This is a genomic window from Sphingobacterium sp. BN32 (assembly GCF_030503615.1).
GTDB lineage: Bacteria > Bacteroidota > Bacteroidia > Sphingobacteriales > Sphingobacteriaceae > Sphingobacterium.
In genome coordinates this window covers 1365193-1390642 of the sequence record NZ_CP129963.1, presented here as the reverse complement: position 1 = coordinate 1390642, position 25450 = coordinate 1365193, and the positions used below count along the sequence as shown (strand labels likewise).

At 41.6% G+C, this 25450-nt stretch carries 17 protein-coding genes and 3 tRNA genes; 8 read left to right on the top strand and 12 right to left on the bottom strand.

Translation table 11 applies throughout. From position 1 onward, the window contains the following. Position 1 precedes the first annotated feature (1 nt). On the bottom strand, positions 2-988 hold the full coding sequence (locus QYC40_RS05730) for a glycosyltransferase family protein (RefSeq protein ID WP_301992912.1): 987 nt from the start codon (positions 986-988) through the stop codon (positions 2-4). Between the two features lie 110 nt (positions 989-1098). On the opposite strand from QYC40_RS05730, the gene QYC40_RS05725 reads away from it, so the two are divergent. Both QYC40_RS05725 and QYC40_RS05720 read left to right on the top strand, forming a co-directional pair. Continuing rightward, on the top strand, positions 1099-2040 hold the full coding sequence (locus tag QYC40_RS05725) for a zinc dependent phospholipase C family protein (RefSeq protein ID WP_301992911.1): 942 nt from the start codon (positions 1099-1101) through the stop codon (positions 2038-2040). Between the two features lie 48 nt (positions 2041-2088). Beyond that, positions 2089-3957 carry a TonB-dependent siderophore receptor gene (locus QYC40_RS05720; protein ID WP_301992910.1) on the top strand — a complete coding sequence of 623 codons (1869 nt, stop codon included), beginning with the start codon at positions 2089-2091 and terminating at the stop codon, positions 3955-3957. A 64-nt stretch (positions 3958-4021) separates the two neighbouring features. Here the strand turns inward: QYC40_RS05720 and trxA are convergent, their stop codons facing one another. From trxA to QYC40_RS05700, 4 genes are all read right to left on the bottom strand, one after another. Further along, positions 4022-4339 (bottom strand): thioredoxin, encoded by a 318-nt coding sequence (gene trxA / locus QYC40_RS05715; protein WP_149526244.1) that lies wholly within the window; start codon positions 4337-4339, stop codon positions 4022-4024. Between the two features lie 103 nt (positions 4340-4442). Further along, complete coding sequence (gene dnaE, locus QYC40_RS05710) at positions 4443-8864, bottom strand: DNA polymerase III subunit alpha (RefSeq protein WP_301992909.1); 4422 nt, start codon at positions 8862-8864, stop codon at positions 4443-4445. Positions 8865-9622: 758 nt separating this feature from the next. Then, positions 9623-10063, bottom strand: coding sequence for an OmpA family protein (locus QYC40_RS05705; RefSeq protein WP_301992908.1), 441 nt, complete (start codon positions 10061-10063; stop codon positions 9623-9625). A 125-nt stretch (positions 10064-10188) separates the two neighbouring features. After that, positions 10189-12363, bottom strand: a complete 2175-nt coding sequence (locus QYC40_RS05700; protein ID WP_301992907.1) for a glucoamylase family protein — start codon at positions 12361-12363, stop codon at positions 10189-10191. A gap of 170 nt (positions 12364-12533) precedes the next feature. Between QYC40_RS05700 and QYC40_RS05695 the strand changes: the two genes are divergently transcribed. Both QYC40_RS05695 and QYC40_RS05690 read left to right on the top strand, forming a co-directional pair. Next, positions 12534-12606: transfer RNA gene (locus QYC40_RS05695), tRNA-Gly, on the top strand. A gap of 5 nt (positions 12607-12611) precedes the next feature. Further along, positions 12612-12696: transfer RNA gene (locus tag QYC40_RS05690), tRNA-Leu, on the top strand. A gap of 33 nt (positions 12697-12729) precedes the next feature. Here QYC40_RS05690 and QYC40_RS05685 read toward each other — a convergent pair. The 3 genes from QYC40_RS05685 to QYC40_RS05675 all read right to left on the bottom strand — a co-directional run bounded on the left by QYC40_RS05685 (position 12730) and on the right by QYC40_RS05675 (position 16421). Beyond that, a complete protein-coding gene (locus QYC40_RS05685; RefSeq protein WP_301992906.1) occupies positions 12730-15243 on the bottom strand; it encodes a cation-translocating P-type ATPase in 2514 nt (837 codons plus the stop codon). A gap of 274 nt (positions 15244-15517) precedes the next feature. Further along, entirely contained in the window at positions 15518-15709 is a 192-nt protein-coding gene (gene rpsU, locus QYC40_RS05680) for a 30S ribosomal protein S21 (protein ID WP_093097788.1), read from the bottom strand. 73 nt (positions 15710-15782) lie between these two features. Beyond that, on the bottom strand, positions 15783-16421 hold the full coding sequence (locus QYC40_RS05675) for an HAD family phosphatase (RefSeq protein ID WP_301992904.1): 639 nt from the start codon (positions 16419-16421) through the stop codon (positions 15783-15785). A gap of 86 nt (positions 16422-16507) precedes the next feature. Here QYC40_RS05675 and QYC40_RS05670 point away from each other — a divergent pair. Together QYC40_RS05670 and QYC40_RS05665 are read left to right on the top strand one after the other, a co-directional pair. Further along, positions 16508-16581 (top strand) — tRNA-Ile (locus tag QYC40_RS05670). 189 nt (positions 16582-16770) lie between these two features. Beyond that, positions 16771-18120 (top strand): site-specific integrase, encoded by a 1350-nt coding sequence (locus tag QYC40_RS05665; RefSeq protein WP_301992903.1) that lies wholly within the window; start codon positions 16771-16773, stop codon positions 18118-18120. Positions 18121-18330: 210 nt separating this feature from the next. Here QYC40_RS05665 and QYC40_RS05660 read toward each other — a convergent pair whose 3' ends face one another. The 4 genes from QYC40_RS05660 to QYC40_RS05645 all read right to left on the bottom strand — a co-directional run bounded on the left by QYC40_RS05660 (position 18331) and on the right by QYC40_RS05645 (position 20658). Continuing rightward, complete coding sequence (locus tag QYC40_RS05660; RefSeq protein WP_301992902.1) at positions 18331-18537, bottom strand: hypothetical protein; 207 nt, start codon at positions 18535-18537, stop codon at positions 18331-18333. Between the two features lie 628 nt (positions 18538-19165). Beyond that, on the bottom strand, positions 19166-19750 hold the full coding sequence (locus tag QYC40_RS05655; RefSeq protein WP_301992901.1) for a pentapeptide repeat-containing protein: 585 nt from the start codon (positions 19748-19750) through the stop codon (positions 19166-19168). A gap of 23 nt (positions 19751-19773) precedes the next feature. Continuing rightward, the gene (locus QYC40_RS05650) at positions 19774-20103 is read right to left on the bottom strand and encodes a multidrug efflux SMR transporter (protein WP_227692991.1); all 330 of its coding nucleotides are present in this window, start codon (positions 20101-20103) and stop codon (positions 19774-19776) included. A gap of 3 nt (positions 20104-20106) precedes the next feature. Further along, a complete protein-coding gene (locus QYC40_RS05645) occupies positions 20107-20658 on the bottom strand; it encodes a TetR/AcrR family transcriptional regulator (protein WP_301992900.1) in 552 nt (183 codons plus the stop codon). Between the two features lie 413 nt (positions 20659-21071). On the opposite strand from QYC40_RS05645, the gene QYC40_RS05640 reads away from it, so the two are divergent. Both QYC40_RS05640 and QYC40_RS05635 read left to right on the top strand, forming a co-directional pair. Then, entirely contained in the window at positions 21072-22274 is a 1203-nt protein-coding gene (locus tag QYC40_RS05640; RefSeq protein ID WP_301992899.1) for an efflux RND transporter periplasmic adaptor subunit, read from the top strand. Positions 22275-22296: 22 nt separating this feature from the next. Next, positions 22297-25443: an efflux RND transporter permease subunit gene (locus tag QYC40_RS05635; RefSeq protein ID WP_301992898.1), complete on the top strand. Its 3147-nt coding sequence runs from the start codon at positions 22297-22299 to the stop codon at positions 25441-25443. Positions 25444-25450 lie beyond the last annotated feature (7 nt).

Sequence of the window (25450 nt, the reverse complement as noted above, 5' to 3'; positions counted from 1 at the left end):
CTTAGCTGTGTTTTTTTATGATCTTCTCCACAATATCAGCAGTACAGTCTGGGTAATCGACAGTAACTCTAGACTTGGCATTTAGCCATGCCTCCATATCATACTCGTATTTCTTCTTTAAAGACTTGATGACCGGAACGCCGATTTCCTCTAATGAGGCGGCATTCAAATGCTGCTCATATTGGTTCTTCATAGGTATAACCAATAATTTCTTACCCAAATATAAGGCTTCGGCCGGGGTTTCAAAGCCTGCACCACATAAAATACCCGATGCACTCGCCATACTTTGCACAAAAGCATCGCTATTGATGGGGTTTATAGAAACATTTTTTTGCTTGAAAGGTCTTTTATTATGCTTAGAATACACTTCCCACTTAATATCAGGAAAACGTGTCAATTGTTTGATCAAATGAGCATCATCGTAAGAAGGCAAATAGACGGTATAATGTCCATTATCGACCGGATCCAATTGCCGTACCGATTGTCGGATCACCGGCGTAAAGATATGGCTAGCATAGGATTTGAAATGAAAGCCGTAGGAATGGCTAGAAGGCGCATAATTTTTCATAATGAACTTTCCTAACATATCGGTTTCTTCGGGCTTCGGGCTTGCCGGATCGAATGCGCCAATTTGATGGCTAAGTCCAATGCAGGGCTTTTCCTTGAAATAACAGCTCCAAGCTGAAATCGGCTCGAAATCATTAATCACCAAGTCATAGTCCTCAACCGGAACTGAATTGACCTCTTTGACAAATTTACGAACCGTCGACGCCATAAAAGTCTTCCATAAATCGACTCCCCCGGATTTACCGAAGATAAAGCTTAAACCATGGTATCGATATTTGACTTCGAAAGGTAGTTGAATATCCGCTTGGATACCACTTACCAAGACATCCACTTGTCCGTGGGCTTGCAGGCAGGGAATAACGTCAATTGCCCTTGTTAAATGTCCATTTCCTGTACCCTGTACAGCATACAAAATTTTCATCTACAGCTTGATTGAACCTCAAAGTAACGAAAAACGATTAATAACTTATCATTAAATTCATTATTCTTTTATTAAACATCGTTATATTTCGATAGCTAGATGTTCGAACAATGAAAATGCTATTTCCAGCAGTTCTATTAATTCTTTTCGCGACGTCCTTGCAATCCTGGGGCTTTTTTGCGCATCGTACTATAAATAAGCATGCTACGTATTCTCTGCCCGCAGACCTGGCGCCATTCTTCAAAAAACACCGCTATGCCATCACTGAAAAATCCATCAACGCCGACAAGCGGGTATATATAGACAGTGCAGAATCGACCCGACACTTTATTGACTTGGATCGGTATGAAGATTTGTCTGACTCATTAGAGTTACCCTGGTTCAAACTAAATAAACGGCTTCAACAGCACGATCTACTAAAGCGAGGGATTATCCCCTGGCAAATCGATTTGACTTACAGAAAGCTTCTAAAAGCTTTCCATCAGAAAAATACGCATGCTATTATTCGACATGCGGCGGATTTGGGGCATTATGCCTCCGATGCACACGTCCCGCTGCATACCACAAGCAATTATAATGGACAACTAAGTGGGCAAGTTGGAATACACGCCCTTTGGGAGACACGTTTGCCAGAACATTTTATGGACTCCTATCAGCTTTATGTTGGAAAACCCATCTATATTGATAATGTGGTCGAATTCGCTTGGAATGCCGTACATGAAAGTCATGCGCTGTTAGATTCCGTTTTTGAATTAGAGCGGAAAGTGAGCAATAGTATTCCTCTACAGCACCGGACAAGCTATGTCTTAAGGAATAATCGGTTAATGTTGAACTATAGTGATGAGTTTTGCGAACGGTATCATCGAGCCATGAATGGTATGGTCGAGCGGAGAATACGTAAGGCGATACATGCGACCGCGTCGCTCTGGTATTCGGCATGGATTGACGCGGGACAGCCTAACTTGAGCAAACTGGAAGCCTTTGTTCCAGAGAACAAGGATCCCATTCCGTATCAGCGACTTATGCCGAAAGGCCGAGAAGAGTGGCATTAACGCTTTGCGATACCCAGTTTTTATTTACCTTTGAGAAATTTTTTTTCTATGTTATCGAAGAGACTTTTACTATTCTTTAGTATTGCACCAAACTTCTTATTAGCCCAACAGAATGACACAACCCAATTAAAAGAAGTCATTATTCAAGAGAACAGACTATTAATTCCTTTTGATCAACGCAATAGAAATATCCAAATCATCAGTCTGGAGGAAATCCAGGCCTTGCCTAGCACAAGCATCAACGAAGTATTGCGCTATGCAGCGGGCGTTGATATTCGCCAGCGGGGCCCCTTCGGCACGCAGGCCGATATCGGAATCGACGGAGGCAGCTTCGATCAAACTCTAATATTAATTAATGGCGTTAAACTGTCGGATCCACAGACCGGACACCATATGCTCAACTTGCCGGTTCCACTATCCGAAATTCAGCGAATTGAAGTATTGAGAGGCCCCGTATCGCGTATTTACGGAATCAATGGACTAACAGGCGCAGTTAATATCGTAACGAAACAAGCCGAAGCCAACAGTGTGTTCGTGCAGGTCAATGGCGGCAGTTCCTTCAAGAAAGTTGAAGAGGAAGCTGGAAAAGATGGTATCTACTACGCGAATGGCATCCAAGTTGGCGGATCTATTGTCAGAAAGGCACATCAACATCAACTCTATTTTGGGAAAGAGCATAGCAACGGGCAGCGTTATAACAGTGCTGCCGACAATGAAAAACTGTACTATCAAAATCAGATCAACATTGCCCCCGATCATCGGATTCAGATGATGGCCGGATATATCAATAACGAATTTGGTGCTAGTGGATATTATGCAGCACCCGGCGATAAGGAGTCTGAGGAACTGGTAGAGACTGTGATCTCAAGTATTTCATCACATCATCAATTAAATAAATGGTATCTAAGTCCTCGGATCAGCCATCGTTATAATGAAGACGATTACCGATATTTTCGCAACGATCTGAGCAAAGGCCGCAGCAAGCATTATACCCAGACCTTAAGTACGGAATTGCACGCGCGCTACCAAACATCTTTAGGCGATTTAGGAATCGGAGCTGAGGCGCGATTTGAAGATATCAGCAGTTCCAATATCGGCAAGCACAGCAGGGAGAATTATGGATTCTTTACGGAATTTAGAACAACGAAATTCGATAGGTTTGATATCAATGTCGGCGCCTATTTAAACTACAATAGCGATTATAATTGGGAAGTATTCCCGGGTATTGACATCGGCTTCCAAGCAACGGAGAATCTGCGCCTAACTGTGAACAGCGGAACCAGCCAGCGAATTCCAACCTTTACGGATTTATATCTCAATCAGCGTCCCGGAAACATCGGAAACGCTGATCTGAAAAGCGAGTCCGCTTGGCAGAATGAGATTGGTCTGCAATACAGCCGCAATAAGTTCACATTTCAAACAGGATACTTCTATCGAGATATCAGCCGATTTATCGACTGGCAAAGAGCGAGTATCGATGTACCCTATCAAGCGCAGAACTTAGGCAATAATAAAACACATGGTATTTATTCCAACCTAGGCTATAAAACAGCAATTGCAACAGATCAGCATATGATGTTTAACCTAGCATACACCTATTTAAACCCATCCATCATCAACGATTATAAGAATACCATAATAAAATATGGAATTGAGAGCTTGAAGCATCAAGTGCAGGCAACGCTGAGTTACGCCTTCAGAGGTTGGTCTATTACGTCGGCAAATCGATGGCTTGAACGCAGCTCGTCAAACTCCTACTTTGTTTCGGATTTGAGATTAGCATACGCCAAGAAGAATATTTCAATTTTTGCAGATATACAGAATATCTTTGATGAAAAGTACATTGAAGTGGGGGCTGTACCTATGCCTACGAGATGGGCCAATTTGGGACTAAGATATCAATGGGTTCAGCGTTAGGAACTGTAATAAAAAAGGGGATCGTTTGGATCCCCTTTTCTATGCATCAAAACAATGATAATGATTATAATTGTTTGTCTAATTTCTCTGCTAGAACTGATTTAGGTACTGCACCGATTTGTTTGTCAACAATCTCACCGTTCTTGAAGAACAATAATGCAGGGATATTACGGATTCCGTAACGTACGGAAATATCCGGGTTATTATCCACATTTACTTTACCTACTACTGCTTTTCCTTCGTATTCAGTAGCAATCTCGTCCACTAATGGACCAACCATACGACATGGACCACACCATTCAGCCCAAAAATCGATAAGCACTGGTTTATCTGATTTTAACACAACCTCTTCGAAGTTGCTGTCTGTAATTTCTAATGCCATATTTATTTAATTAATTTATGTTTTATAGTTCTAAATATAAACAAAGATAATGAATACCCTTGTATTGCTATTTGTTCTGTGTTAACATTTTTTCTATCGCCTATCAATTTAATCTATAATTCACGCCTTCCAGCGCTTCAATGCCATCTAAAAACTCATTTGTGATAAAGATTTTACGCTTTTTCACCGGCATTTCAATTGAAAGTTTATCCTGTTCGTCCATGATTTTGAACTTTAACTGACAATTAGCCTCCTGTCCTTCTACCTGCGTGCAGGAAATTAATTGATTTAAGGTGCTCATAAACTCCGTGTCCAAAACATGAAGCGGAAATTGAATCGTAAAGCTCTTCGCCATCTTTTCGCGAAGATCCGACAGTAGCTGAATATTCTTCAGCTCAAAGCCCCAGTTACCCACTTGCTTAAAGCGTTCTTGAACAAGCCCACGGATCTGTACGAAATATCCTTCCTGAAGATAGCCTTTGAACTTCACATAATCTTCACCGAAAACCATAATCTCATAGGAATCCCAGTAGTCCTCGATGATAAACGAGCCGAAAGGCTTCCCGGATTTCGCAACCCGATGATTTGCCAACGCGATGATTCCTCCTAAAACGACCTCTTTATTCTTGATTCTGTTGAAATCTAACAGGACCTCCTGATCCACTTCGGAAGCTTTCACCTTATTTATTAACTGCAAGTCGGTCACATTGTTTGGACAAAAATGCTTCAGTTCAAACTTATAATTATCTAAAGGATGACTGGTCAGATAAATACCGATCACATCCTTTTCGTATTTCAATTTCTCAATCAAACCCCATTGCGGACAGGGCGTTAGACTAGGCTCCGGTAATTCGACCGCTCCTCCTGCTCCAAACAGGCTTACTTGTGCCGAATTCTCATTCTCCCTGAATTTATGGGCAAATTTCAATGCCTTCTCTATACCGCTAGGGTTGTCCGAGTCGGAGTAAAAGTATTGTGCACGATGGGTATCGGAGAACGAGTCAAACCCTCCTCCGTATGCCAGACTTTCGAAGGCCTTCTTATTGATCATTCGCAAATCGACACGCTTCGCCAAATCAAAGATCGACTTATAAGGCTCGCCCTGTCTGCTCTGCACAATCGTCTCTACGGCGCCTGCACCAACACCTTTTACTGCGCCCATCCCGAAGCGAATAGCTCCCTCTTCGTTTACTGTAAACTTATAGTGCGACTCATTGACATCTGGTCCTAAAACCGTTAAGCCCATTCTTCTACATTCTTCCATAAAGAAAGTGACCTGCTTAATATCGTTCATGTTGTTCGATAATACTGCAGCCATATATTCAGCCGGATAATGCGCTTTTAAAAAGGCCGTTTGATAGGCGATCCATGCATAACAAGTTGAGTGCGATTTATTGAAGGCGTAGGAGGCGAAGGCTTCCCAGTCGGTCCATATCTTCTCCAGCACTTTCGGGTTATGTCCTTTTTCTGCTGCCTGATCGATGAACTTAGGCTTCATCTTGTCCAAGACAGCCTTTTGTTTCTTACCCATCGCCTTACGCAAAACGTCGGCATCACCTTTCGAGAAACCGGCTAATTTCTGCGACAGAAGCATTACCTGCTCTTGATATACGGTAATACCATAGGTTTCCGCTAAGTATTCCTCGCAGGCATCCACATCGTAAGTGATCGGCTCTATACCATGCTTACGCTTAATAAAGGAAGGAATATATTCCATCGGTCCCGGACGATATAATGCGTTCATGGCGATTAAATCGGCAAAGACGGTGGGCTTCAGTTCCTTCATGTATTTCTGCATACCCGGCGACTCGTATTGGAAGATACCAATGGTTTCACCACGTTGGAAAAGCTCATAGGTCAACGTGTCTTCAATATCAAAAGCTTCCGGATCCAGATCGATACCATGGCGCAACTTGACATTCTGCACGGTATCTTTGATCAAGGTCAGGGTCTTTAAGCCTAAGAAGTCCATCTTTAACAGACCTGCACTCTCTACCACCGAGTTATCATACTGGGTGACGTAGAGATCGGAATCTTTCGCCAATGAAACTGGAACGAAGTTGGTAATATCATCCGGCGTAATAATAACCCCACAGGCGTGAATACCTGTATTCCGCATGGAGCCTTCCAGGACTCTAGCCTGCTTAATGGTTTCGGCCTCTAATCCTGCCCCATCCGCTAAGCCTTTCAATCGGTTGACCGCCTCTAATTCTTCACTTCGAAGCACTTCTTTTAGTGCTTTATCTTCCATATTGAAGATCTTGCTCAGTTTTAAGTTTGGAATCAACTTGGCAATCTCGTTGGCATCCGCCAAAGGAAGATCCAGCACACGTGCGGTATCCTTGATGGAGGACTTTGCAGCCATCGTACCATAGGTGATAATTTGAGCAACTTGAGAAGAACCATACTTATCAATTACATATTGCATTACGCGTCCACGCCCTTCGTCATCAAAGTCGATATCGATGTCGGGCATGGATACACGGTCGGGATTTAAGAAACGCTCGAATAGTAAGTCGTATTTGATGGGGTCGATATTTGTAATTCCAAGGCAATAGGCAACGGCTGAACCTGCTGCCGAACCACGCCCGGGACCTACCGAAACCCCCATATTCCTTGCCTCAGCGATAAAGTCTTGTACAATTAAGAAATAACCTGGGTAACCGGTTTTTTCGATCGTTGCCAATTCAAAGTCTAAGCGCTCGCGGATATCGTCGGTAATCTCAGGATATCGCTTCGCCGCTCCTTTGTAAGTTAGATCCTTCAGATAAGCATTCTCGCCTCGCTTGCCACCATCGACTTCATCTTCTTCGTGTTGAAACTCTTCAGGAATCTCGAACTTCGGAAGCAGGACCTCACGCGCAAGAACGTAAGTTTCTACCTTATTTAAGATTTCGTCAATATTGATGATGGCTTCCGGTAAATCTTCGAATACTTTCTTCATCTCTTCAGCAGACTTGAAATAGTATTCCTGATTTGGCAACCCGAAGCGGAACCCCCTACCTCTTCCTTTCGGCGTCGATAGCTTCTCGCCATCCTTTACACAAAGTAAAATATCGTGTGCATGGGCATCCACTTTATTGACGTAGTATGTATTGTTCGTGGCAATGAGTTTGACTTCATGCTTGCGCGCTAATTGAATGATCGCTTCATTAACCCGATCTTCATCTTCTTGTCCATGGCGCATAACTTCAATATAGAAGTCTTCGCCAAAGCGTTCCTTCCACCATAACAGCGCTTCTTCAGCCTGCACCTCACCAATGTTCAGTAATTTACTCGGCACCTCACCCTGTAGGTTTCCGGAAAGGACAATCAGATCCTCTTTATACTTTTCAACGATTTCTCTATCGATACGGGGTACATAATAGAATCCCTCGGTATAAGCGGCAGATGCCATCTTCGCGAGGTTATGATAACCGTTTTTATTTTTTGCCAGAAAAACAACTTGATAACCGTTGTCCTTTCTAGATTTGTCTTTTCTATTTTCACAGATATAGAATTCGCAACCTACAATAGGCTTGATTGGAACGCCATCAAAGGCTTCGCCTTTCTCTTCAGCCTCCTTCTGCTTTGCTTCTAAATCTTTGTTATAGCTCAATACTTTATTCACAAAGTGGAATGCCCCCATCATGTTACCATGATCGGTCATCGCGACAGCTGGCATTTTCTGCTTGGCAGCGGCCTGCACCAAACTATCAATCGAGATTGTAGACTGCAATACCGAAAACTGCGTATGATTATGTAAATGCGCAAAATTGGCATTAGCCAGCGCTTCCAACGTATCCGCATCGATTTTTACTACTGTCGGTGCCGGCTCTGTTTTCTCACGAATAGCGTCTGAGGCAGCTTTTAAATTGACGTGCTTTAATCCTACAGATTCAACTAGCGTTGGGTGCTGTTGTTTGAATTCTACGAAATAGCCTGTATCGACTTGTAGCTCTTCAGCTTTAAACACATTTCTTCGAACAAGCTCGAAGAAACAGCGTGTGGTTGCTTCAACGTCGGCAGTCGCATTGTGCGCCTCCGCAAAGGGTACTCCGAATAAATAGCTATGTAATTCGGTCAGGTTAGGGAGTTTGAATCTTCCCCCACGACCGCCAGGAAGTTTCAACAGCTCTGCAGTCACCTCCGTACAGGTATCCAATATCGGCATGGACGCCATCGGACTATCCACCGAATAGCGATGGAACTCACAACCCATCACGTTGATATCAAAGCCGATGTTCTGCCCAACAACGAACTTAGCTTTCGCTAATGCCTCATTAAATTTTACTAAAACATCGGTCAATGGAATACCTTGCTCTTCGGCTAAGGCTGTTGAAATACCGTGTATCTTTTCGGAATCATAAGGAATGTTAAACCCATCAGGTTTGATTAGATAATCCTGATGTTCGATCATCCTTCCCATCTCATCGTGGAGCTGCCAAGCAATCTGAATACACCTCGGCCAGTTATCCGTATCTGTTATCGGCGCATCCCATCTCTTCGGCAATCCCGTCGTTTCTGTATCGAAAATTATATACATAGTTTATCCCCTCTTGAACTAACAAAAATACTCAATAAAATCAATAATACTCCATAGCCTAGGTAACATCAATATCATTATTGTTAACGCAATAAATACTAAGGAATTAGGAAGCAAGCAGGACACTTCGATAAGTCACAACCCTTTCAAAGCCCTTTCATAACCCTTTCAAAGCCCTTTCAAACCCGTTTGGAAAGGGGTATGAAAGGGTTATACATTGGGTTTGGATAGTATTTAGTAGGTAGTAGTTAGTATTTAGACCTAGGGCTGTCTAGATTTTTGATATTAGAAGTTAGATGTAAGATATTAGAAGTTAGATATAAGATATTAGACGTGAGATATTAGAGTATGGCGTTCGGAGTAGAAAGGAAGGGTGCAAGGAAGACGATTGTCTTTGAACCAGGAAAAAAAGGATGAGAGGATGGGCAGGATCGGGTCTGATGTCTTATGTCTACTGTCTTACATCTAGTATAATATGATGTTTTGTCTTGAACCAGGAAAGGAACGATGAGAAGATTGACAGGATCCTGTTAATCCCTGCATCCTTCCTTTCCTGGTTCAAGACAAAATCTACTGTCTAATATCTAGTCTGAAAAAAAGGATTTTAGGGTTAGTAGGATCGGGTCTGATGTCTTATGTCTAATATCTAATGTCTAGACAGCCCTAGGTCTTAATACTAACTACTAAATACTAAATACTGTCGTTTAAATAAAAAGAGCTGTCTTTTTCAAGACAGCTCTTTTTATTTAAACGACCAGTTATTTGAGGATTACCACCTCTACTCGTCTATTTTTTTGGCGGCCTTCCGGCGTTTTATTGTCTGCTATCGGTTTTGATTGACCTAGGCCTTTTGTTGAGATTCTTGCGTCAGCGATTCCGGCATCCACTAAGAATTTCTTCACTGATGCTGCGCGTTTATCGGATAACCATTGGTTATATTCTGCTGTTCCGGTCGCATCGGTATGTCCATCTACGCGTACTTTTGCTTTTTGGTCTTTTAAGACTTTCACCAATTTGCTTAGCTCTTGTTTTGCGTTGTCTGACAGGTAAGAGGAATTCGTTGGGAATAATAAGTCTGAGGAAATGGATACTAATATTCCTTCGTCAGTTTGTTTTACATCCCTAAACTCGCGTTTTACATTTTTCAGACCATCGTCGGTTCCGTCCTTGCTAACAACCGCGCCAGGATTTACAACCATAGATTGCTGCTTACAAGAAAAAAATGTTATGCTTGAAATTAAAATTAGTGCTACTAAATTGATGCGTTTCATGTGTATCGTTGCTTTGTTGTTGTTGTAAATATAATATTTTATCCCTAATAATCTTACTTCTTAAAAAGCCTTTGTTCAACCGCTTGAATCTCAGGAATCTGCTGATACAGTTTCCAGATAAATCCAGTCTTTGCGTTCTCTAATAGCAGGGCGACGTTGGCTTGATTGCTAGCAACATACTCGTCGGAGACATCATTGCTACGTAAGTCAACCCAGGAGCGGAACCCGTATTCGGAAAACAGGAATGCTCCGAACTCGTGATACAGTGCATTTAATGATTTGATTGATCGTTGATTGTCTAAGAAGATACTCGCGACAGAAATTGCAGGATTTATTCGGAATGTTCCGATGCTATCGTTGCGCTGTTGAAAGCCCCAGATATCGGAGTTGCTCGTCCCTACTCCTATTTCGTTATCTCTACGTTTTACAACTCGTGCATAACTACCTACAACCTCTGCGAGATTATAATCCTTTAATTTCGCTAATTTGGGATTAATTGTGACGAAAGGTCTATACATCTCTAGTAAGTTGCCCTCTGGTGCTCCGAAAGGTAATTGTACGCCATACATAGTCGTATCTTGCAAAGCCGAAATATGATATAATGAATCCTGCTCTCTGCGATCTACACCATCAGGAAACAAATAATTTTGTCGCACTGAATCGCTAAAAGTCGTATCTGGAAGTAAACTTGAAGATACTTCCGCTCGGGAAACATATTTGCTTTCTATTGCATTGGCAAAGGAGGCGATAGGAATGTTGGAGCGTGTGGATGCCATCGCTAACATATAGGCATTAAGCCCTTGGTTGATACCGACGATAGGCTCTGAAACGTGATATTCATCCAACATATCTAAGTTGGAGCGTAACGTTTGCGGATCATATGGCATGGTCACGGCTTTCCAATCCATGCGTTCCCAAATATCGCTGATCCCTCTTCTAATCTCTTTCTCCGCTTCATCATCACCTTTCAGGTATTGTCGAACAACGAGCAATGCTTCCATGATGGCAGCAGATGATTCCACATCATATTGTGGTCGACGATCGAAATATTCGGGTATGCCTTTGCGTCCGTCATAATAAGATGAAAAGAAACCATGTTTATTCTGCGCCGTCGCTAAGAACTTCACGATACGCTTAACGCGGCTGATAAATAGTGGGCGAGAAATGAAATTCTTTTCTACCCCTACCATTAAACTAAGGATTGCCCCTCCTGTTTCCTTTACCGATACGATCGCTTTTTCTTTCATTCTAAATGGCATGTGCATGCCTGTGTTGATGTCATAGTTCTCCACGAAGTAATTGATATGGGCAATCTGAATAAGGGAAAATAGTTCATCATCGCTAATATTTTTTGGCAACACTTCCTGCACTGCGGATAATGGAGATTCTTTGTAATTGAAGTCGAGCCAAGCGATTTTGTAGTAATACTTTTTATCCAATACCGGAACGTAATCCAGGCAGCGTTGCATGTAGGTAGGACGTATGGAAATCGGTTCGAAATCTTTGTTGTTCTCCGACCTGTAGATCTTCACATAGCGAATACTCTGTGTCAAGGGTACTTGCCATTGCAAATCGACATGGTTGCCGTAGGCTGTAGCTTTCGCTAATACCGCTGCAGATGTCAAAGGAACTTTAGAATAGTTTGCCGGAAGGAATTCGATTTGATCGAGAAAGAGCTGATGCGTGCTTTTAGAATCGTTGAGCTGTCTCAGGATAATCCCAGAGATATGTTCCTCGACGTTTAATCCTGCAAACTCTTTGACAGGTATGCGAACATCCAGCCAGGCATCCTTTTTAAATCCCTGAATATAATTTCCAATTGCTAAACTTACCGATTGGTTGTTCCGCTGCTTGATGGAAATGGACGGCAAATGTTCAGCTTTGGTACTCGCAGAGCCTACATAGAGTTTGAAACTAAGGACATCGTCGTTCGAAAGTCGATAATGGAATTTCTGACGGCTGTAGCGAATCGTGACATTCCAATCTCCTTGGGGATGGGAAAGATAGCGTAATGATAGTGCGTTACCAGGTGTAAAGAAAAGGGTATCCGATACGAGCAGATGTTTATTTACATTCTCAACCCAGCTTTTCCCACTATAATCTACCAGGCTTCGGGCATATGTGCCCTTTACCAGGCTATTATCAAACACCACCTCCGGATATGTTTCTGCATTTGCGTTCAATCCAAACAAACAGAACAGAAGAATAGGAATTATTTTAAGTCGCATAAGGCAATAATAATGGACAAAAATAGCGAATTTTCCATCTAGAAACGAGTTTTAACATCGATTTCCCTATTCGTGATAAAATTATTACGCACATTTTAAGCCTGTTGCGATAAAAGGCTAAGAAATATTTTTGCAGTTTCTGTTTTCTCTCTATATTTGCAGCACGTCAAGCGAAAGTAGCTCAGTTGGTAGAGCACAACCTTGCCAAGGTTGGGGTCGCGAGTTCGAATCTCGTCTTTCGCTCAGTTGCCTAGGTGGTGGAACTGGTAGACACGCAGGACTTAAAATCCTGTTCCCGTTAAGGGAGTGCGGGTTCGATTCCCGCCCTAGGTACTTGGAAAAAAGCTCATCTTTCGATGAGCTTTTTTATTTTCTACGCGTTAAAGTCTTTCTTTTAACAAATTTATACAACTCAAACCACAGTACAGAAACACTAGCTATCGCGATAGACATTCCTAATTCGGAAGCATCCAATGCCGTAACGTCAAAGAAACGGGCGAAGGGTTGGACATATAAAATAGAAAAGAGTAGAATTAACGTCACTCCAATTACAATCGGGAATAATATATTCTTGTATTTAAAGCTTTCGATTACACTGTAATAGAAAGAGCGGTTGACCAAACTTAACAAGATATTAGCAAAAATAAGCGTCGTGAAGACCATTGTTCTAGTATTCTCTTCGGAACCTCCATTTTGAACAGCCCATTGATAAGCGAATAAGACGCCAGCGGTAATTGCCAGTCCTTGTATAATACTGATCGCAAGCTCTTTTATATTTAAAAATGTATCCCCTAAAGACCTTGGCGGCTTCTGCATGGTATTCTTTTCCATAGGTTCGCTCTCATAAACAATAGAGCATGTTGGCCCCATAACCAACTCCATAAAGATTACATGCACCGGACTGAAGATTTGCGGATAGAGCCAGCCCAGAAACAAGGGCAATGATACGGTCAATATGATGGGAATGTGAATCGATATAATATATTGTATTGCTTTCTTGATATTAGCATAAATGCGGCGTCCTGCGGCAATTCCGAGCACAAGCTTATCCAAATCATCATTGGTAATCACTAAAGCCGCTGCAGCCTTCGCAATCTCCGTCCCTTTGTTTCCCATGGCGACACCAATATGGGCGGCTTTTAGGGCCGGCCCATCGTTGACACCGTCGCCCAGCATAGCCACCACCTCCCCTTTTTTCTTGAGGGCATTGATGACGGCGAGTTTCGCTTCTGGAAACATGCGGGTAAACAACACCGTCCGTTCTGCAACCGACATTAATTGATCTTCCGAATAGGTGGCCAGGTCGCTTCCATTCAACCCCTCACTTGTATTGACGATCCCTGCTTGGGCAGCAATACTAGCGGTAGTGTCTGCATTGTCGCCCGTAATCACCTTGACTTGGATGCCTGCGTCGTATATCTTCTTGAACACATTTTCGATGCCTTTCTTTGGCGGGTCATAAAACACCACAAAGCCTAGGAAATCAAATTCAAAGTCCTGTTGTTTTTCAGGGAAGTCATTCGTCGGGAAAACAGATTTTGCAACGCCCAATACTCGAAAGCCTTCTTTTCCGAAAGCCTTGTATAATGCTCGTAGCTTTTCTTTTTCGGCCTCATCGAGCGAGGACACTGCGAGGATCGCTTCTGGAGCTCCTTTTGCCGCTATGATACGATTGCCCGCATCATTGCGAAAAAGATGCGTCATCATAGGCGGCTTGCCTTCCAATGGGTATTCATGGAAGAGTTCGTATTGCTTTCGTTGATCGTCTCTGGTCGTCTTTTCGTAGATCTGGTGCAATGTCTTTTCCATGGGATCAAATGGCACTGGCTCGCTGCTCCACATCGCGTAATCGATCAATTTTGTAAGCTTAGGATCTTCGAAGTCAGTATCATCGTAGATTTTGTCCGATCGATAATCATACAACTTGCTAAGATGCATACTGTTCTCTGTTATGGTACCGGTCTTATCCGTGCAGATTACGGTAGTACTCCCTAAGGTTTCAACGACACTGCTCCTTTTGATGATCACACCTTCTCGCATCAATTTCCAAGCTCCCAAAGCCATAAAGGTCGTGAAGGCCACGGGAATCTCTTCCGGCAGGACAGACATCGCCATCGTAAGTCCATTTAATAAACTATCAACGAAACTCTTAGATTGTAGGTAACTGTATGCCCAGACTAGTAAAAAAATAAAAATACCAGCGATTGCCATCCATTTAACGAACTGACGAATTTGTATCTGCAATGGTGAACTTTCTTGTTGAATGCTTGCAATGGACTCCCCAATCTTACCGATCTTTGTATTTTTCCCGATCGCTTCGACTTCAAAAACCGCCAATCCGGATACGGAAATTGTTCCGCTATAGATATACTTATCTTCCGAATCAGCACTCTTGAACACCGAGAAGCTTTCGCCCGTTAAAGAGGATTCGTTGACTGAGTAATCATTGCTATGGACAATACGACCATCGGCATTGATCATCTTCCCCTCCTCTGTGATGCACAAATCACCAACAACGATTTCATGACTTGTAATCTTCTCGACTTTCGAATTCCTGATAACAGTGCTCAAGGGTTCATTCAGTTTTTCAAGTTCCTCTAAAGCTTTCTTGCTCCGATTATCTTGATAGAAGGATATTCCCGACACTGCGACGATAGCAACGAACATAAATAAAGCCTCGCCGTAGTCTCCAACGATAACATAGATGATAGAAATAGCGAATAGCAAGAACAGCATAGGCTCTTCGAGAATTTCCCATAGTATCGCCCAAGCGCCGCTACGTTCCGGTTCTATTTTATTAATGCCATACTTTTCGCGCGACGAATTTACTTCTGCTTCCGAGAGCCCTTTAAGATGCTTCGGTATATTATAATTGGTCATTGATGTAGTTTTTCAGATAGATTAGGTATGCTAACAAGATGATTTCGTAGGTCTTCTTGCCTTTTTCATTTTATTAGTTGATAAGTTACGAAAACTTGTTGATTTGAATCCGCTAGGAACCTTGAATTGGAGTAATTAACTCTTTTCAATAGCAAATTACAGAAGTTTGGGCAGTTTTTTTATGACATTCATCACTTGGTATAAAAGAAAAGCCCCATCACAATGCTGTGATGGGGCTGATATCTTGTAGAAGGCGTTCTTAGGCGCCGTTCAATTACGCGTTGTCTTGGTTTAAAGATTGCTTGTAGATAGCTTTCTTAACTTGGATACGACGAGCTACAGATTTCTTCTCATAAGCCTGACGAGAACGAAGTTCTCTTAAAACACCAGTCTTCTCGAATTTCTTCTTGAAACGTTTTAATGCTCTATCTAAAGATTCACCTTCTTTAACATTTACAATAATCATAGCTTTTATATACCTCCTTTCGTCGTAAAATTCTTGGTGTGCAAAAGTAAACAAAACAAGTCGGTTTCGCAAATTAATTTTCGAGCAGCTTGTATTCCTCGACAATTGCTTCTAATGGATGCTCAGCAGTGCATAAAGCTGTCTGAATACCTAAAGATTTTGCAGCCTCTAAGTGTTGTGGGCTATCGTCGATGAACAATGTCTCTGCAGGGTCTAGATTGTTTTCTTTCAATACGAGTTCAAAGATGGCAATATCTGGTTTTCTAAGCCCTGCTAAGTGCGAATAGTAGGTTTTCTCAAAAAACTGATCGTTGCTGTCTACTCCGTAGCGATCTTTAATATGCTGCATACAGTATGCATAGTGTAATTCGTTATTATTACTCAAAAGGAACATGCGGTTGTTCTTCTTCAACTCCGTCAATAACTCATGTTTTCCCTCCGGAACGCCAATCAATAAAGAATTCCACGCCTCGTCTATCTGTTGATCTGTTAAATCCGGGCGATTGGCTTTTTCCCTCACCCCTTCCCTAAACTTAGCAGCGGAGATTTCTCCTTTATCGAATTCGTCGAATAGACTGTCTTGTCCGCGATGTCCGAAAAAGTCGTTCACATTGGTGATACCCAGCGCACTAAAGGATTCGCTTACTTTTTTGAAGTCAATCATGAAGATGACATTCCCATAATCCAGGATAACATTTTTAATATTTTGCATACAAAAATTTTGTTTTCTCGTCTCAAATATCGATAATTGCATCGTCAAAACCGGAATTATCGTTCTCTTTTTTGATAACAAAAACTGCGCCTATAGCTCAGTCGGTTAGAGTAGAAGACTCATAATCTTTTGGTCCCTGGTTCGAGCCCAGGTGGGCGCACAAATCGAAAAAGTCGTTTTCCTTCACGGAAAACGGCTTTTTTCGTTTCTTAGGGCACTTTAGGGACATCTGTCCTACGCCGAATCGGATACCCCGAAACGGCGTGACTTGCATAGATTTTTGTTGAACTTCACGTAAAAGTGTTACAAATGTGTTACAGCCCTTTTACGTGCCAATTTCGAAAGAACTATGGCAACCGTTAGTGCAAAGGTGTTCGAGCATCACAAAAAAGCCGATGGCACCTACAATGTGAAAATTTGTGTGCAACACAAAAGATTGAGAAAGTATCTTGACACGACTCATTTCGTTGTCAGGAAACAATTAAGCAAAGACTTTAAAGTCAAAGATCCGTTTATCGCTGAAAAGATCGAGAAGCAGCTAAGGGATTATCGAAAGATGATCAGCGAACTCGACGACCGACTGGATTATTTTACTGCTGAATCCCTACGTGATTACCTACGTGATAAGGATGAGGACATTGACTTCATTAAGTTTTGTGACCAATACATCGAACGTACAAGAAAAGAGGGCCGAACCGGAACCGCAAACAACCACCGGAAAATCCGCAACAGTTTGGTCGATTATTTCAACCGATCGGCCGTATCCATCAAGGAAATTAATTCCAATATGCTGATGACATACGAACGTTACATGCGATCAGAAAGGACAATGACCCGGATAAATCAATTAGGAAATGAGGTCACCACGAAAGAAAAAGGATTATCCGATAGCGGTCTGCACAACCAGATGCGTGACCTGCGTACTTTGTTCAATGCCGCAAGGGAACATTATAACAACGAAGACATCGGAATATACCGCATCAAGCATTATCCATTCAAGAAATACAAGGTTGGTTCCCCACCCCTCACCAAGAAAAGGAACAATACACTTGAACAAGTATTGACTATTCGGGATTGTGTAACCACCCCTGGAAGCCGTGCGGAATTGGCAAAGGAACTTTATATGCTTTCGTTCTACCTCTGTGGCATAAATGCCGTAGACCTGTATCAAATAACGGAACGTGATGTTAGAAACGGACGTTTAGACTATAACCGTTCCAAGACACAGGGAAAACGTAAGGACAATGCCTTTATCAGTATTAAGATTGTCGATGAAGCCAAGCCTTTGTTGGAAAAATATTTAGGGAAATTACGTGAGCGCTATTCAAGTGTCAACGCCCTTAATTGGGCATTATGTAAAGGCATGGAGCAACTACGAAAGTTGACTGGCATACCCGAACTTACTTTGTATTGGGCAAGACACACATTTGCGAACACAGCAAGGAATGATTGTCGTATGAGCAAAGACGACGTAGCTCTTGCACTCAATCACGTTGACGAAGGCAATCGTACTACGGACATCTATATCGCCAAAGATTGGAAGATTGTGGACGACGTACAGCGGAAAGTCATTGCGCAGCTTAGAAAAGTTGAAATCAAGGTGATGAAGAAAATACAAAAAGAGAAAAAAAGGAGCACATCGCTGCCTAATGAACATAACCGAATTACATGGGGATTAACCCCGTGTAATTCTTTTTGATTTAAAAACGTAAATTTGAAATACAATGAGGACTATAATTTTATTTTTCATAACCTGCATCATTGCAACATTCGGATATTTCGCAGCTTTGAGTATGCAAAACCCGTGGCCGGGTTACGCGGTGGCTTTTGGTGTCTGGGCGATTTTTATATGGACAACGACAAAACCGAGAAGACGGAGACGCTAATATATAGGTGGTGATATGGTTTACTATTTCACCACCCAATTACTTTCCTCTCTGATATTCTGTACTCCATTATCATCCAACCATTTTTTAAAAGCATCCTCGTCATCAGGAGTAAATTTTACAATATCCCCATCATTCAGCATTAAGGTGAAATCTTTAAGAATATACATATACTTTAAAACTTCCGATGCGGAATATTCAAAATTTGGAAAGTATATCGAGGCTGCCATTTTGTAAAGAATTGATTTCAAATCATCATGCTGCCGTCTTTAAAAAAAAGCGTAGGCAACAACTTACAGCACTGAGGTCTTAGGAAACCCAACAACAATAAGTGCGCCCACGCCATAGCATGAGCGTTTTACACTTGTTGTCCTGCTGTTTTGAAAGTTCCTAAGTTTCAGTGCCGGACTCAAAGCAAAACGCTTCAAGAATATCTTTACGCAAAGATAATAATTAACTCTGTTTTAGTGAAAGGTAATATCATCAGTGGTTAAACCGCCATAGGAGGAAAAGAAAATGGCGACCGAAAGCAATTCGATAAGATATTGTTTAGACGGGTAATTTGAAATAGAAAGCCTTTCGTCAGGTTATAGTATCGATTGTAAGATTGACCGAAAAATGTTTTAATACGAAGTACAAAGCCATTTTAAAAACTGTTTTAGTTTTCAAATCGATAATAACTTTTGATTCGAAATGTGATACTGTTTTGATATTGTTCCCTCCATATCAAGAGATAAACTATAACGCTAAGAAAAATGGTATAAAACATTATTCTTGCTACTCTATATCAAAATAATAAACCACTCTCACCCTAAAAACTATTTACTATTTTGCATTGTAATTCTAAAGGATTGAATATTAGTTGTTATAATCAATGTCCAGATTGTGTTTGTATAATAAACCATCCAAATTTAATGCGGAGAATTTTGCCTTTTTAAGCTTGTTATCATCAGGATCTATAGCAAAATTTATGGCTGTTCTAAAATCTGCTTTTTCAAGATTGGTATTGGAAAACCTCGCAGAAGTAAGATCGCAAGCCAAAAATTCTGAAGCAGTCAGGTCGGCTTCGGTAAACTCCACGTCTTTCAATGTACAATTTTTAAAGATGGTCTTTTTCAACTTTGTTCCAAAGAAATTACTGTAATCTAAATGGCAGTCGGTAAACGAAAAGGAAAATGCGAACTTGCTACACCTTGTAAAATCCACACCAAGCATTTTACAGCCAATGAACTTTGCATTTCTAAATCCGGTTTCATCCACGTCAACCATTGAAAAATTACATTGTCTAAATGTGCAATCCTCAAAATCATTTCCCTTTAAATCGCTCTTGGTAAAATCACAACTTACAAATTCACATTGTACGAACTCTCTGTTTCTTAATTTTTTTTCTGAATAATCAATACCTGAAAATGTTTTGTTGGTGTGAACAACTGTTTCTTCCATTTGTTTTTTAGTTTCAATTGATATTAGTGACTTAAACTTTTCGAGAAAAAATTCATTACAAATACGCCTGATACGATAAGCACAATCCCTATGATGGCAGGTATATCTAACTTTTGCTTGAATACCAACACTGAAATTGTCGCTGTTAGGACAATTCCCAATCCGCCCCAAATAGCATAAGCAACTCCCAATGGAATGTACCTTAAAGCTTGTGCCAAAAAATAGAAACAAATCATATAAGCTATGGCAACAATGGTAGTAGGGAGCCATTTAGAAAATCCATCTGACGCTTTTATAAAAGATGAACCGACAACTTCAAAAATTATAGCTAATGCTAAATACAAATATTTCATTACTTATAGGGTTTTGACATAGTTCATAATCCGTTTTTTATCTTTTTCAGAATAGGTATGTGAATTCATATTTTCGCCATACCAAATACCATCTGCAATTAGATAAATAGCCAAACTTTTGGCGCTCATTTCACCTTCGGGAGGTATAATATGTTTATTGTACCATTTGTTCCATTCTGTTCTGTATTTAGGATTTACCAAAATAGCCTGTAGAACTATTCGCATTGTTTTTTTATAACTTTCATCTTTTCTTTCGTTCAATACAAAATCCAAATATGCCGTTGCCCCTTCCTTATCAGGATGCTCTTTCTTATATCGCTCTATCCAGTTTGTCAGTTCCGCTAAACTTTCACTCATCAACTCGTCCAAAAGCTCTTCCTTATTCCAGAAATGATGAATGATTCCCCCTTTACTCAATCCAATACGATCAGCAATGGCTTGAAAAGTAACTTGGCTCCAGTCGGTTTCAGAGCCAATATCTGTAGCAGCATCTATAATTGATTGCCTGTTCAATTCCGGTTCTTTCTTTCTTGTATATTGATTGCTCTCTCTCATAAAAAAATTTTTTTCAAAGATACCGAACGATTGGTTTGTTTCAAAAAAAATTCTACATTTGCATGTCGTTTAGACAAAAAAACGACTTCTGAACAAGGATAATATGGATAACAATTTAGATGCTGTAAACAATAATTGGGATATTAACGTACGTTTTAAAGCGTTACGGGTGTCTGCTGTAAGCATTATTCACTGCTATTCTCTTTCTTCTTCGGATAGTACCTTTCTACCTGAACTTTTCGGATGCACATCATGAATTTAACCCCAACATTGCCGCAGGTCGCCGCATTGGTTGCCTTCTGGTTCGTACTTTATTAAAATAGTCCCGTCAAATCAAATGTCATTAGTCGGTACAATTCCTGTATCCGGCCTTTTCAACTTGCATTGTTTTCTAATATATATATATCATAATCATGTCAAAATCAATTCGTTCAATTTTATTAAACGATCCTGTCAATCCTGTTAAACCACTTAAAAACAGATTTTTTCAGATGGGTTCGCCGGGCTTGCTCTTGTCTATATTTTTAATGACAGGTTGCGGGCAGAATAATCAGGAAGGTGGATGGAATCAGGGAGCTCCCGAACTTCCATTCGCTGTGGTGCAACAGCAAAACGTTGCCATTGAAAAAGAATATTCAGCAAGTATAGAAGGTATTGCTAATGTGGAGATCCGTCCTCAGGTATCCGGCTATCTAAGTAAAGTCTATGTAGATGAGGGTGAGTACGTCAAAGCAGGTCAGCCGTTATTTAAGATAGATGACCGTGTCTATCAGGAACAGTTACGGACTGCACAGGCGGCTCTTACCACTGCTAAAGCCAACCTTTTAACTGCAAAAATCAATTTGGACAGAAAAAAGGAATTGGTCAGCAGTAAAGTTGTTACCGATATTCAGATACAGGAAGCGCAAGCAACATATGATGGAGCGCAGGGAGCTGTTGCACAAGCCGAATCGGCAATAGAATCGTCACGGATTAACGTTAATTTCAGCACTATTAAAGCACCGGTAAGCGGATATATCGGAAGATTGAATTACCGTCTGGGAAGTTTGCTTTCTCCTACAAACGTAGAATCGATCACGGTACTTTCGGATATACGGGAAGTGTATGTCTATTTCAGTATGAGCGAAAATGATTTCGTGGATTTCCAGCAAAGATATGACGGCAAACTGAATAATGCACCTGCCGTTGACCTGTTGATTTCAAACGGGAGTAAATATGAGCTACAGGGAAAAATAGATGCCATTGATGGTCAATTCAGCAGAACCACAGGTTCCATTACGATGCGGGCAAAATTCAGCAATCCGAAACTGTTACTCAGAAGTGGTAATACAGGAAGAATTGTACTGGGGCAAAACCATGACAATGCTATACTGTTCCCGATTTCTTCCACAATGAGCATTCAGGACAGGATATTTGCTTATTCCGTTGATCAAGAAAGCAAGGTAGTCCAACTTCCCATTCAGGTTTCAGGAAAATCAGGACAAAATTTCATCGTAACGGACGGAATCAAACCCGGCGATAAATACATTGTTTCAGGCTTTGAAAGGTTACAGTCCGGCGATGCAGTGGTAGAACAAAAATCAGTTCCTGAAGAACATAAAAATTCCCATAACTAATTAAATACATTTCAGAGATATTATGCTAAAAAGTATTATAAAAAAACCCGTATTGGCGACAGTTATTTCTGTTCTATTGGTGATATTGGGGATCGTAGGGATGGTCAGCCTTCCTATTACCAAGTTCCCTGACATTGCCCCGCCTACGGTAATGGTCATCGCAACCTATCCCGGAGCCAATGCCGAAGCAATTTCCCGTTCTGTAGCACCTCCATTGGAGAATGCAATCAACGGTGTGGAAAATATGGATTATATCAGTTCGGTTGCCAGTAATGACGGAACATTACAGATTACCGTTATTTTCAAATTGGGAACTGACCCCGATCAAGCGGCTATCAATGTACAGAACCGTGTGGCACAGGTCACGAATCAATTGCCTGTAGAAGTCGTACAGACCGGTATTACTACGATAAAAAGACAGAACAGCCAGATAGCGATTATAAGTTTGACCAGTGAAGACGGTTCGTTGGACGATCTTTTTATAGAGAACTATGCCAAGATCAATATCCTACCCGAGCTGAAAAGGATCAAGGGTGTGGGTGATGCAATGGCATGGGGCAACAAGGATTATTCTATGCGTGTGTGGTTAGACCCCGCCAAGCTGAATGCTTATAATCTAACGCCATTTGAGGTTTCCAATGCTATCCAATCCCAAAACCTCGAAGCCGCCCCCGGTCGTTTCGGTGAGCGCACGGATGAAGCGATGGAGTATGTCATGCGATACAGAGGTAAATTTACAGAACCCGAACAATATGAAAATATTGTAGTACGGGCTTTAAACGATGGTTCCGTATTACGGCTGAAAGATGTGGCAACCGTAGAATTTGCGGCATATAATTATGCCATATCTTCCAAATCGGATAAGAAACAGTCCGTTTCTATGGCTGTTTTCCAGATGGCCGGTTCCAATGCCAACGAGGTGCAGATAGAGGTGATGGAAAAAATGAAAGAGCTGTCCAGATCATTTCCAGATAAAATGATCTATCAGATACCTTTTGCTACCAAAGATTCGCTTGACCAATCCATCGATCAGGTTATAATGACTTTGATTGAGGCTTTTGTTCTGGTATTTTTAGTGGTATTTATCTTCCTTCAGGATTTCCGTTCTACGTTGATACCTGCTATTGCAGTGCCGGTTTCCATTGTAGGTACCTTTTTCTTTATGAACCTCTTTGGCTTTTCGATAAATATACTCACTTTGTTTGCACTCGTGCTGGCGATCGGTATAGTCGTGGATGATGCGATTGTGGTGGTCGAAGCCGTACACGCCAAGATGGAGAAGAAAAAACTCAATGCAAGGGCTGCTACAGTCTCTGCGATGAGTGAAATATCGGGAGCGATTGTTTCCATTACACTGGTGATGTCTGCCGTGTTTATTCCGGTGTCCTTTATGGAGGGTTCGACCGGGCTGTTCTATCAGCAGTTTGCCCTAACCTTGGCCATAGCGATTGTCATTTCGGCTATTAATGCCTTGACATTAAGCCCTGCATTGTGCGCGTTGTTTTTAAAGCAACATCATACGGAAGATGGTGAACATAAAAAGCTCGGTTTTAAAGATCGTTTCTTTGCAGGTTTCAATGCCTCATTCAATAAAATGACCAACAGATATGGAAAATCAATCCTGTTCCTTATCAAGAGAAAATGGGTAGCATTTTCTATCATGGCAGTATTTGGTGGATTGTTTGCGTGGATGTCGATGGTAACGCCAACAGGATTTATTCCTGATGAAGATCAGAATTTTATTATTGCAACGGTAAATCTTCCTCCGGGAGCTTCCATTGACCGTACAGCAGATGTTGTCAATAAAGCGGAAGATGTTCTTGTCCACCATCCGGCGACCGATAATGTGATGTCCGTAACGGGATTGGGTCTATTCAGCGGTGCCAATGCCTCTAATGCAGCGACCTTCTTTGTGAAGCTGAAAAAACCTAAAGAACGCGGGGATGTACATAACATAGATGAAGTAATCGGACAATTGACGGGCATCCTATCGCAGGATAAGAGGGCAAACTTCCTTGTTGTGAACACGCCTACGGTGGATGGTTTTGGTAACACGAGTGGTATAGAATTGGTCTTGCAGGACAGGACCAATGGTGAGCTGCACAACCTTGGGAATGCTTCCTATGCAATGATGGGAGCTTTGATGCAAAGACCGGAAATTATGGTTGCCTATACCACTTTTGATGTTTCCTATCCGCAATATGAAGTGGTCGTGGATGAATCTAAAGCTGCCCAATTGGGTGTAACTGTTGCTGAAGTTATGGGCGTCATGCAGGGATATTACGGTAGTATCCAATCTTCAGACTTTAACCGCTTTGGTAAATATTACAGAGTATTGGTACAAGCAACTCCCGAAACACGTAAGGACGAAGCCTCATTGAACGGTGTTTTTGTAAAAAATAGCAGTGGAGAAATGGTACCTATAAACACGTTGGTTACGTTAAAAAGAACAACGGGCGCCGAAGTCGTGGACAGGTTCAATCTTTTCAACTCTTCCAACCTAACGGTGATGCCCGGCTGGGGATATAGTACGGGACAGGCTATGACGGCTATCGAAGAAGTGAGCAAGCAGGTATTGCCTCCGGGATATACCTATGACTATAAAGGAATGAGCCGCGAGGAAAGCAAGTCAGGTGCGCAATCGACCTTGATTTTTGCCTTGTGTATCATCTTTGTTTACTTCCTGCTTGCAGCACAATACGAAAGTTATGTACTGCCCTTATCGGTGCTGTTAGCTATTCCGATAGGTCTAAGCGGGGTATTTATCGGAATCACCTTTGCCGGTATATCCAACAATATCTATGTACAGATTGCGCTGGTGATGCTGATCGGTCTGTTGGCGAAGAACGGTATCCTGATCGTGGAATTTGCCATTCAACGCAGACGGGCAGGTAAAAGCCTGCTTGCATCTGCCATTGAAGGTGCCAAGGCCCGTCTGCGCCCTATCCTGATGACTTCACTGGCATTTATCACGGGATTGATCCCTTTGCTGTTCGTTGTCGGTCCGTCAGCAATGGGTAACCACTCTATTGGCTGGGCTGCTATTTCAGGGATGCTTTTCGGAACCATTTTAGGACTGTTTATCACACCTGTTCTATTTGTTGTCTTCCAATATCTCCACGAGAAAATAAGCGGTAAAACCGTAACAGACGCAGATTGGGAATATTAATCTTAAA